This window comes from Frateuria sp. (assembly GCF_013362045.1).
GTDB lineage: Bacteria > Pseudomonadota > Gammaproteobacteria > Xanthomonadales > Rhodanobacteraceae > Frateuria_A.
Window position 1 is genome coordinate 1 of record NZ_JABFWW010000317.1, and the last position, 10,205, is coordinate 10,205.

Annotated in this window: 11 protein-coding genes; 9 read left to right on the forward strand and 2 right to left on the reverse strand. The window is 68.3% G+C overall.

What is annotated here, in order from left to right; translation table 11 throughout:
• Together HOQ08_RS15175 and HOQ08_RS15180 are read left to right on the forward strand one after the other, a co-directional pair.
• Positions 1-333 (forward strand): hypothetical protein (locus HOQ08_RS15175; RefSeq protein WP_291196849.1); only part of this gene is annotated, 333 nt, incomplete at its 5' end.
• A 110-nt stretch (positions 334-443) separates the two neighbouring features.
• Positions 444-1,007, forward strand: coding sequence for a GNAT family N-acetyltransferase (locus HOQ08_RS15180; RefSeq protein WP_291196852.1), 564 nt, complete (start codon positions 444-446; stop codon positions 1,005-1,007).
• A gap of 59 nt (positions 1,008-1,066) precedes the next feature.
• Here HOQ08_RS15180 and HOQ08_RS15185 read toward each other — a convergent pair whose 3' ends face one another.
• A complete protein-coding gene (locus tag HOQ08_RS15185) occupies positions 1,067-1,459 on the reverse strand; it encodes a VOC family protein (protein ID WP_291196854.1) in 393 nt (130 codons plus the stop codon).
• Positions 1,460-1,740: 281 nt separating this feature from the next.
• Between HOQ08_RS15185 and HOQ08_RS15190 the strand changes: the two genes are divergently transcribed.
• The 6 genes from HOQ08_RS15190 to HOQ08_RS15215 all read left to right on the forward strand — a co-directional run bounded on the left by HOQ08_RS15190 (position 1,741) and on the right by HOQ08_RS15215 (position 8,132).
• Complete coding sequence (locus tag HOQ08_RS15190; protein WP_291196857.1) at positions 1,741-2,097, forward strand: YciI family protein; 357 nt, start codon at positions 1,741-1,743, stop codon at positions 2,095-2,097.
• Entirely contained in the window at positions 2,087-3,382 is a 1,296-nt protein-coding gene (locus HOQ08_RS15195; RefSeq protein WP_291196860.1) for a DUF6596 domain-containing protein, read from the forward strand. The genes HOQ08_RS15190 and HOQ08_RS15195 overlap by 11 nt, the downstream gene beginning before the upstream one ends.
• Before the next feature lie 910 nt (positions 3,383-4,292).
• Entirely contained in the window at positions 4,293-4,961 is a 669-nt protein-coding gene (locus tag HOQ08_RS15200) for a hypothetical protein (RefSeq protein WP_291196863.1), read from the forward strand.
• A 211-nt stretch (positions 4,962-5,172) separates the two neighbouring features.
• Positions 5,173-5,733 carry a hypothetical protein gene (locus HOQ08_RS15205; protein ID WP_291196866.1) on the forward strand — a complete coding sequence of 187 codons (561 nt, stop codon included), beginning with the start codon at positions 5,173-5,175 and terminating at the stop codon, positions 5,731-5,733.
• Positions 5,734-5,851: 118 nt separating this feature from the next.
• Positions 5,852-6,802, forward strand: coding sequence for a subclass B3 metallo-beta-lactamase (gene bla, locus HOQ08_RS15210; RefSeq protein ID WP_291196869.1), 951 nt, complete (start codon positions 5,852-5,854; stop codon positions 6,800-6,802).
• Between the two features lie 136 nt (positions 6,803-6,938).
• On the forward strand, positions 6,939-8,132 hold the full coding sequence (locus tag HOQ08_RS15215) for a serine hydrolase domain-containing protein (protein WP_291196873.1): 1,194 nt from the start codon (positions 6,939-6,941) through the stop codon (positions 8,130-8,132).
• 85 nt (positions 8,133-8,217) lie between these two features.
• Here HOQ08_RS15215 and HOQ08_RS15220 read toward each other — a convergent pair whose 3' ends face one another.
• On the reverse strand, positions 8,218-8,691 hold the full coding sequence (locus HOQ08_RS15220) for a hypothetical protein (protein ID WP_291196876.1): 474 nt from the start codon (positions 8,689-8,691) through the stop codon (positions 8,218-8,220).
• 312 nt (positions 8,692-9,003) lie between these two features.
• Between HOQ08_RS15220 and HOQ08_RS15225 the strand changes: the two genes are divergently transcribed.
• Positions 9,004-10,014 carry a VOC family protein gene (locus HOQ08_RS15225; protein ID WP_291196879.1) on the forward strand — a complete coding sequence of 337 codons (1,011 nt, stop codon included), beginning with the start codon at positions 9,004-9,006 and terminating at the stop codon, positions 10,012-10,014.
• Positions 10,015-10,205: the final 191 nt, after the last annotated feature.

The window sequence follows — 10,205 nt, forward strand, 5'->3', positions numbered from 1 at the left end:
GTCCACTTTTTCGTGGGAACTCTCCGCGCGTACCGCGCGCCGCTTAACTCCAGCGTTAGGACCATGAACCTCTGTCCGACTTGCGGCGCACCGCTCGAAAATCCAACTGAAGCTTGTCCGTTTGATGTTTCAGAAGAACAGGCGCCGTGGCGAGCTGATTACGAGGCTATGGCCCGTGGTCAGATGACCCATGAGGAGCATCAAGTGCTCGTCGCGCGATGGGCGCTCCATAATGAAAGCTCGCAGAGCGAGAGGGCGCTCCAGAAGTTGCGGGTGCTTGGTGCGAGAAATCGGGGGCGGGTCGTCAAGTTGTTCAAGCTCGAAGGGCAGTGAGGCGTCGGGCATCTGCGCATCGCGGCCTAACCGCTCCATCGAGCGGCGAACGTCTAGCGGCCGGCGTCGTCGTCGGCGAGTCGCCGTTCATGTCGAACGTTAGGGTGCATATGGAAATTCTCGACGATCAGACGGACGAGGCATCGCTGCTACGGCTCACAGGGAAGCAAAACCCTCGACACGCACCCATGATCATTTCGTCCGGCCATCTCGACAACCCCAAGGTCGTCGAACTTCTCCGACTGCACCTGGCGGCCATGCACGTCCATTCGCCGCCGGGAACCGTGCATGCCCTGGACCTTTCCGCCCTGAAGCACCCGGACGTGTCCTTCTTCACTGCGTGGGAGGGCGAGGAGCTGCTCGGTTGCGGTGCCTTGCGCCGGCTGTCGGGCGCCCATGGCGAGATCAAGTCGATGCGCACCGCGCCGCAGCACCTGCGGAAGGGCGTGGCGGCGTCCCTGCTGCGGCACATGATCGGGGTGGCGCGGCAGCGGGGCTACGCGCGGGTCAGCCTGGAAACGGGTTCGGGCGAACCTTTCAGGAGCGCCATCGCGCTGTACGGGAAGTTCGGGTTCGCCAAAGGCGCTACGTTCGGTGGATACGTCGCCAGCGACTTCAACCAGTTCTTCCATCTGGACCTGCAAACGGTTGGGGCCGGCGGGACCAGGTCCTGATTTCGCGTCTCCTTCGCCGGGTGGTGGCGGGCCAGTAGATGCGGACGGCCGTCCCGCGCTTACCGTGCCGCCCGGGCGTAGCTGGACGTCAGGATTTCCCAGGCGTGCCCGTCCGGTTCGCTCCAGTACACGGTGCGGCCGCCGTGCTGCTGCCTGACCTGCATGTCCACCGGCCCCATGGGCGTGCTTCGGTAAGGGATGCCCTTGTCGACGAGGCGGCCGAGGATGAGGTCGAACTCCGCTTCGCTCACCTGGAAGCAGTAGTGCTGGGGCGAGAACTCGCCCATGATCTGGCCCAGGTCCAGCGTCAGCTCGTCGTTGACGTAGACGGGGCTGAAGGGGCCGGCGGCAGTGTCCTCGGACCACGGGACGTCCAGGATGCTGGCCAACAGCGCGGCCGCGGCCTTGCGGTCGCGCGAGGGAACGATGAGGTGGTCCAGTCGGATGGGCACGGCCTTCTCCCCTTGAGTCAAGGAACGGGCGGGGTCGCCGCCAGGAATACGGCAGGCCCATGGTACGGCCGGCGCGTTGCGCATGTAGTAGCTGCATGCGTGCGGTGAACGGGTTGCGGCCCCTATGGGGAAGGGGCGGGCAGTCCCGGTTCCAACGGATGCAGAAAGCGAGGGCAGGGCAGACACTTGCCTGTGGGCGCCTCGCGGCTGTCGAAACGTGCATGTTCCGGGCGACATCCCATGACGGCACGCTTGCCGTCGCGAACCCCAAGGAGCTTTCCATGGAATACCTGTTGATGATCCACGCCGACCCCGCTGGGCTGCAGCGGCTGCGCGATGCCGAAAAATCCACTGCGCTGGCAGCCTACACCGCCTACACCGAGGCCTTGCAGCAGGCTGGCGTGCTGCGCGGCGGCAGCCGGCTGCGCACCGCCGACACCGCCACCACGGTGCGCGTGCGCGAGGGCAGGACCGAGCTGCTCAATGGCCCTTATGCCGAGACGCGCGAGCAGCTTGGCGGCTACTACCTGATCGACGTGCCCGACCTGGACGCCGCGCTCGCGTGGGCCGCGCGCTGCCCGGGCGCGGGCCATGGGGCGGTCGAAGTGCGGCCCGTGTGGGCTGTCTGTGAGTCCTGAGCATCACGCCGCTGCGCGTGCGGCCGAAACGACCGCACGGCGCAGCTACGGCAAGCTGGTCGCGCTGCTGGCGGCACGCTCGCGCGACATCGCCGGCGCCGAGGACGCGCTGGCCGAGGCGTTCGCCGTGGCGCTGGCCGATTGGCCGCACCATGGCGTGCCGGCGAAGCCGGAAGCCTGGCTGCTGACTGTGGCGCGACGCCGCCTGGTCGACGAGGTGCGCCGTCGCGTGCATGACGAGCGCAGTGCCGTGCAGCAGTTGTTGCTGGCCGACGAGGCGGCGGAGCCTGCGCTGTACGAGTTGCCCGATCGCCGCCTGGGGCTGCTGTTCGCCTGCGCGCATCCGGCGATCGACGCCGCGGTGCGCGCGCCGCTGATGCTGCAGACGGTGCTCGGCTTCGACGCCGCTGCGATCGCGTCGGCGTTCCTCGTTGCGCCGACGGCGATGGGCCAGCGCCTGGTGCGCGCGAAGCGGCGCATCCGCGAAGCGGGCATCGCGCTGGAGCTGCCGGCGACCGACGAGCTGCAGGGGCGGCTGGATGCGGTGCTGGACGCCATCTATGCCGCCTACGCCGAAGGCTGGCTCGACGCCGACGGCACCGATGCGCGCCGCCGCAACCTGGCCGACGTGGCGATCTGGCTGGGCCGTCTCGTCGCCGCGCTGCTGCCCGGCGAGCCCGAGGCGCTGGGCCTGCTCGCACTGATGCTCTACACCGACGCACGGCGTGGCGCACGCCGCTGCGAGGCGGGGCACGACTACGTGCCGCTGGCCGAGCAGGACCCGCGGCGCTGGGACGCTGCACGCATCGACGAGGCCGAGGCGTTGCTGCAACAGGCAAGCCGCGCCGGCCGCATGGGGCGCTTCCAGCTCGAAGCCGCGGTGCAATCGGCGCACAGCGTGCGGCGGTTCGGCCGCGAGGTCGACTGGGCCGCGATCGAGCAGCTCTATGCCGTACTCGCGGCGCTGACGGCATCGCCCGTCGTTGCGCTGAACCACGCGGTGGCACGGGCTCACGTCCACGGCATCGAAGCGGCCTTGGCCGCGCTCGACGCACTGCATGGCGATGCGCGGCTGGCCGAATACCAGCCCTACTGGGCCGCGCGGGCGGAGCTGCTGGCACGCTGCGCGCGGCGCGAGGAAGCCTGCGCGGCTTACCAGCGCGCGATCGGGCTGGAGCGCGACCCCGCGGTGCGGCGCTTCCTGCAGGGCAGGCACGAGGAGGCGTTGCAAGATCGGGTTGAGGCAGGGGGCGAAGGCGCAGTCACCCAGGCTGCCCGAAGATGATCCACCTATGAGGGAAGCGCCGATGGGGCGCGACGGTCGAGGATGCTGTCCGCTGCGTTCGATTCCGACGCTGTGCGGGTGTTCGGCTGACCACCCGCCGCAGGTGATTCGACCCGATCCGATCCACCTTGCCTAAACCATTCCTGGTTTCACCGCATCCGAGCATCATTGCTTCAGCTCAGCGCTGCCAGACCCCGGGCGCGCGATTGCCTTTGGAGAATGAGCGTGTTTCCGAGTAGAGCCTTCCGGGCCGCGGGACGCGGCTGCTCACGGCGGACGCCTGCGCCTGTTTCCGCGCCGGCAGCAAGTCCGCCGTGGCCGTCGTCGCCTACGGCGGTGCGCGGCACGAGCTACTCCGCGAATTTCTCGATGCGCTCGGTTCCGCCGCATTAGATAGAACGCTTGACCATCTTCAAGCTGAGGGGCCAATGCGGCCATCGCGCGCGATGATGCCGGCAGGGCACCGTGCGCCTGAAAGCCGCCTGGAGCCCTCGGCACGAACCCTCCGCTCGTGGCGCTGTTTCGTCGTATAGGCCCACGCACGGCGCCATCCATGTTCCATGGCCTGCGAGGTATCCATCATGCCCGTGTGCTCCAGATCGATCGTCTAGCCGCGCGACCTGGCTTCGATCGACCAGGCACGCCCACCTTGCACATGAGGTGCGCACCATCGTCCAAGGGATCTGCCTGATCTAGCGCAAGGTCGGGACAGGCCGGAAAGACCACCCTCGAATGCCTCTCCAGCCGGAGCGGGCCGGGTCGCTGCGCGTCATTTTTTGCAATGCGACCCATCGCGACGGCGGGGCGCGGGTGACTCCCGAGCGAATGCGCCGTCGTCGGATGCAGAGCATGCGGCTGGCGCCGAGACGGGCCCTGGCTCGCGGGTGGTTCGACTCACAGGAGTTGGATCATGCCTTCTTCATGGGTATCTGTTCCGGCGGTGTTGCTCGGGATGCTGTTCGTTCCCGGGTCGCTCGCCTGGGCTGTTTCGGAGGCTGGCCCCGTCGTTGCCCATGCCACCGTGCGCGGACATGACGTGCCGGTGTACCGGATCGGTGAGCTGGAAGCGGCAGACACGCAGCAGGGCATGGATGGTTTCGCCATCCGCGTGGCCTATGCGCTCCATGCATGGACCAGAGAGCACGGCGTCGAGGCCATCGGCAATCTCTGTCGGACGCCCGATGGCACGAGATGGGGCTCGGTGCTGCTGACCGTCTATGCCCACGCGGCCAGTCCCAGAACCAACGCATGTCCGGCGGGCATGCAGGCCGTCGGCGTTGACGTCCATAGCCATCCGCAACGGCAACGCTATTCCGTCAACAGCATCGATCGGCTCTTTTTGCGGGACGACCTGATGTACCAGGCCATGGTCGCCACACGGCCGGATGCGTTCTCCGCGGATGATTATGCGCAGCCCGGCTACGTCGTCGGGCGCATCCATCTGCAATTTCAGGAAGGAAGAGGCAGGGATCGGATTGTCTGGGACATGGGCAGGCCCCAGCCGCCCTGGGGTGGCGCGGGGCCGGGCCCCGTCCCCAAAAGGGAGGGACGCCCGGCTCGGAGTGCGCTTTCGCCCTAGGTGGAGAGCTCGATCGGTCGCGTCCCCTTTTTAATTTTCGAAGCTGAGCAGGGTGCGTGCACGGCCTGTAGGGCGTCGCCTGAAGCGGCGAGTGCCAGGTGGGGCGTGACGTCTGGCACGGCACTGACTTGTGGCAGGTCGCATCGCCCACGGCCGGCGCTACCGTGGTTTTCGACCAAGGCCGATGTTGCTGAGCATGGAGGGATGCGAGATGGCGGAACGCAAACTCCGGCACTGGCGCCTGTTCCTGGGCGCGCTCGCCACGCTCGCGGAACTGGCGCAGCTTGCGTGGCAGCACCTGCACGGCGGCGTGGTCAGCCACCACCTCCTGGACCGTGCCGATCTGCCCGCGGTGTCCAACGGCTGGGGCGCGCTGCTGGTGCCGGCCCTGGTCTGGTTCCTGACCGGCCGCATCCAGCGACGCCGTGCGCGTTGCCCCGGGGCAACGGCGGCGACCTTTGCAAGGAAAGCGACGATGGGTTTCGTCGTCGCGCTGCTGTTCGGAATCGGCATCGCCGTGTCGTTTACCCACGGCGCCGAGAGCATCACCTCCGACCTGTTCCAGGCCATGGTGGTGCTTGCCATCCTCTTGCCGGGCTACCGCGCGGAGTGCGTGCTGGGGTTCGTGCTGGGCATGATGTTCACGTTCGGCGCGGTGCTGCCGACCGTGGTGGCTGCAGTCGTTGCCGCTCTCTCCGCGCTGGTGCACCTGGGCGTCTGGCCACTTCTCGTGCGCCTGCGCAAACGCGTGGGACAGGGCGCGCTTTCCTGATGGCCGGTCGACGAAACGGCTCAAGGGGACGTAGCTGACGGCCACCTAACCGGTTCGCTCGACCGTGGTGCCTGCAAAGCGACAGAACCCTGCCTGCTGCGTGCTACCGGCGGCGGCGATGCTGCTGGCCTTGCGTCCATGGACCCCCCTCATGCCCCTGCATCTTCTCGTCGGCCTCGCGCTGGCATCCGCTCCGTTCCCGCCTGCCGCGCCCGCCGCTCATGCTACGAGCGCACCGCGCCATGGCATCGACCGCAAGGACTGGAACCTGCCGCACAGGCCGCTTCGCATCTATGGCAACACCTGGTACGTCGGGCCCTACGGCTTGTCCTCGATACTGGTCGATACCGGACGGGGCCTGGCGCTGTTCGACGGCGGCCTGCCCGCGTCCGCATCGGTGATCGAGGCCAATATCCGCACGCTGGGTTTCCGCATGCGCGACGTGAAGTGGATCCTCAACTCGCACGCGCATGCCGACCACGCGGGCGGCATTGCCGCTCTCAAGCGCGATAGCGGCGCGCAGGTGCTGGCGAGCGCGGATGGCCGGCGAGAGATGGCGCTGGGCGGTGCCGACCGCGACGATCCGCAATATGGCGATACGCCCGGCTATCCACCGGTATGGGACGTGCGCGTGGTGCGCGATGGCGAAGTCGTGCAGCTGGGTGGCGTGGCATTCACCGCGCACTACACCCCAGGCCATACACCAGGCAGCACCTCGTGGACCTGGAACTCGTGCGCGGACGGGCGCTGCCTGCGCATGGCCTATGCGGACAGCCTCACCGCAATAGGCGCGCCCGGCTTCCGCTTCAGTGACCATCCCGACCGCGTCAATGCCTTTCGCCAGGCCATTGCCACCGTGGCCGATCTCCCATGCGATGTGTTGCTCACCCCTCATCCCGATGCCAGCGGCTTCTGGCAGAGGGTGGCACGGCGTCCGTCGGGAAATGCAGCAGCGGGCTTGGTCGACGCAGCGGCGTGCAGCGCCTACGCCGCCACTGCGGCAGAAGGACTCAACGCCCGACTGGCCGACGAACGGGCCGGGGGAGGGAAAGATCGCTTGCGTCCATGAGGAGGGCGGTGCGAAAAAGCAGCAGTCCTGTTGCCGACAAGGCTCGGACCGAAGTGTAATTTCAGCGGAGGCCGGCTCTGGCACGGTTCTTTCGGGCTTGATCCCTGCCGCCGGTCCTGCACAAACGGAGCGAAGCATGCCCCTGCGGTGGATGGTCTGCCTGTTGTTCTTGCTGGGCACCGCGGCCCGCGCGGGCGAACCGGTCGCCACGGTACGCGTCGCCTTCGACCGCGACGGCACCACCGCGACGCGGGTCCACGGCCTGGCGGACAAGGCCACGGGCCGTGCAGTCACCCCGGACGACCCGGTGCGCATCGCCTCGATCTCCAAGCTGGTCACCACGCTGGGGGTGATGCGACTGGTGGAGGCAGGGAAGCTCGATCTGGATGCGGACGTGTCCGGCCTGCTCGGCTGGCGGCTGCGCAACCCGGCCTTCCCCGAAGTGCCGATCACGCTGCGCCTGCTGCTGTCGCACCGCTCCAGCCTCACCGACGACGCTGGCTATTGGCAGACGCCGCTAGGCGGCAAGCTGCGCGATATCGTCGGGGACCCGCGTGCCTGGGATGGCAAGCACGCGCCGGGAACGTTCTTCCACTACACCAACCTCAACTTTCCGCTGGTGGCGCAGGTCATGGAGCGCGCCACGGGCGAGCGCTTCGACCGGCTGATGGAGCGTCTGGTGCTGCGTCCGCTGGGCATCGACGGCTGCTTCAACTGGGATCGCTGCGACGCGGTTACCGCTGCCCGCGCCGTGGTGCTGTACGACGCCGACGGCAAGCCGGTGAAGGACGACAACCACGGCCGCAAGCCCGCGTGTCCGGTGACGCCGGCACGCGATGGCAGCTGCGACCTGTCGCGCTGGCGTGCCGGCGAGAACGGCGCGCTATTCTCGCCACAAGGCGGCCTGCGCATTTCCGCCAACGGCCTGGTCCGTATCGGCCGCCTGCTGCTGGGCAATGGCGCCCTCGATGGCAAGCGGTTCCTGAAGCCCGCGTCCCTGCAGGCGATGATCGCTCCGCAATGGCAGTATCGGCCCGGCAATGGCCAGACGTACGAGGACGACACCGGCGACGTCGATCCGGGCTTCTTCTGTCGCTACGGCCTGGCCGTGCAGACGCTGGCCACGCCGGAGCAAGGCTGCCGCGACGATCCGTTCGGCGACAGCGTGGCGCGCGTGGGCCATTCCGGCTCTGCCTACGGACTGCAGGCCGGGTTGTGGGTGGACCGCAAGGGCGGCACCGGCGTGGTCTGGTTCGCCACCGGAATGCCGGACAAGCGCCGGGGCGGGAAATCGGCATTCAGCGCCGTGGAGGAGGCGCTGGCGCACTAGCAGGGAACCCGGCACGGACCGGGCCGCTCCCTGGAACCCAGGAAGTAGGGCCCGGTCCGGGCTCCTGCTCAGCGCAGTGCGCTGCTCAATGCGTCTCCTGGATGGAACTCAACTCGCCCAGCCTGAGCTTCTGCCGCTGGTAATCGATCAGCAACTGGTCGGCATCCAGGAAGCGCTTGTCCTTCAGGGCGGCCTGCATCAGCTGGGCGACCTCCTGGTCGGTCTTTCCGCGCAGCGATACGTGATGGGCATGCGATGCCCATTCCGGGTCGTAGGCGTCGGCAACCACCTTGGCTCCCTGGGGCGACATGCCCATGCCCTGCCATGCTTCGGCGAGCTTGGTGCGGAGCCTGGTGAGGTTGGCCATGGAGTTCAGCCATGCCTGGTGATCGCCGCGCGCGAAGTTCGTGGCGGTGTTCTGTGCCTGCCGGTTCAGCTGTTCCTGATGCATGCGCATCATTTGTTCCGCAACTTGGTCCTGGGACGGCTGATTCTGCTGCTGTGCGAGTGCGGCTGGCGCCGCCAGCATCAGCAAGGCGAAAACGAGGGGTTTGCTCATCACGCATTCCTCCTGGCGTTGCGATTGGCCGAATGGTCGGCTGGACGTCCATCTCACCCCGAGTCCATATATCAAACGCGGCGGATGAAATCCATGGCAGCGAAGGTCGTCCGACGCGGGCTGCCGGGTTCGGTCACCGCAGAAGGACCCTCCGCCGTCCGGATGGCCCATGCCGGCCTTCGGCGCCGATCGAGGCCATGACCCCGGAGGTCATTGTCCGCGGAAACTACTGCTGGCACGGTGCAGGCCTCCCCACGCCAACCGGAGCCCTGCACCGTGCGATCCCCTGCGCTGCTGTCCCTGCTGTTCACGGTGCTGGCCGTCGGCCAGCCTGGCTCCGCCGCTCCATTGCCGCCGGTCGCGGAACCGGACAGGCTGGATCATGTCCTGCTATGGGGACGCAGCATCGACGAAGTCACGTCGGTGATGACGGCCAAGCTCGGTTTCCAGGTGGTGCCGGGGCGCAACCCCGGCGGCGTCGCCAATCGCTACATCCGCATGGCGGACGGCAGCTACGTGGAGCTGCTGGGCATCACGCGGTCCGATGCCAGCATGGATCCGGGCATGCTGGCCGACCAGGCTTCGCTGCATGGCAGCGCGGGTGCGCGGACCTTCGGCCTGCGCGCGCCGGACCTCGAACTGCGGCGCAAGCAACTGGCCTCGCAGGGCTTCGCGCCGACGGACGTGTTTTCGGCATCGGCCGACGATCCCGATGGCGACGGCCCCGCACATCCGCCGCGCTGGCGCCTGTTCGCATTCAAACGCGATCCGCTCTCGAGCCATCTGTTCTTCATCGACTACGCAACGTTGGCAGCGACACCGGGCCGCGCCGCCGCCGGGCGCGCGGCGCGCATGCACCCCAATGGCGCGCAGGCGGTGACCGGATTCTGGCTGTTGTCGCGGAACGCCGGGGCGGACCGGGACCGGCTGGCCCGCATGGGTTTCGGCGGCGCCACGCCGATCCGCTTTCCGCAGCTGGCCGCGCGCGGCTACTGCGTGCCGGTCGGCGGCAAGCGCCTGCTGGCGCTGCAGCCGGATGGGCCGGGAATCGCCGCGGATGCCCTGCGCGCCGGAGGGCCGCAGGTGCTCGGCATCGACGTGGCGGTCGCGGACCTGGACGCCGCCCGGCTTCGCATCGCGCGCGGCTACGAAACGCAGCTCGCGGCCTATCGCGGCTTGTTCGGCACCTCGTTCCTCGCGCCGACGCGGAATGACCTGGGGTTGCTGGTCGAAGTCCATGTGCCCGCGGCGCAGGCTGGCTCCCTGGCCTGTCCGGCGGCAGCGGATGGCGCAGAGCGGGGCGGGGTGCCGGCTGGCAGATGAGGCCGCGACCGCTTTGCTGCTAAGTTCCGGAGGGTTTCCATCCACTCGCCGGAGTCCTTCATGTCCCGTGCCTCTCTTGCTGTTCCGTCGGCGATCCTGCGCCAACGTTCGTGGCGCCTGGCGCTGGCCGCCTCGCTGGCGCTCGCGGCCGGCTCGGCCATGGCGCAGCCGGCGGCCGGCGCCCGCGTGCC

What these genes read in the sequence shown, in the direction of transcription:
- HOQ08_RS15215 (WP_291196873.1), top strand. Translation starts at nt 6,939, where the DNA reads ATGCCCCTGCGGTGGATGGTCTGCCTGTTGTTCTTGCTGGGCACCGCG.
- HOQ08_RS15200 (WP_291196863.1), top strand. Translation starts at nt 4,293, where the DNA reads ATGCCTTCTTCATGGGTATCTGTTCCGGCGGTGTTGCTCGGGATGCTG.
- HOQ08_RS15190 (WP_291196857.1), top strand. Translation starts at nt 1,741, where the DNA reads ATGGAATACCTGTTGATGATCCACGCCGACCCCGCTGGGCTGCAGCGG.
- bla (WP_291196869.1), top strand. Translation starts at nt 5,852, where the DNA reads ATGCTGCTGGCCTTGCGTCCATGGACCCCCCTCATGCCCCTGCATCTT.
- HOQ08_RS15180 (WP_291196852.1), top strand. Translation starts at nt 444, where the DNA reads ATGGAAATTCTCGACGATCAGACGGACGAGGCATCGCTGCTACGGCTC.
- HOQ08_RS15220 (WP_291196876.1), bottom strand. Translation starts at nt 8,691, where the DNA reads ATGAGCAAACCCCTCGTTTTCGCCTTGCTGATGCTGGCGGCGCCAGCC.
- HOQ08_RS15205 (WP_291196866.1), top strand. Translation starts at nt 5,173, where the DNA reads ATGGCGGAACGCAAACTCCGGCACTGGCGCCTGTTCCTGGGCGCGCTC.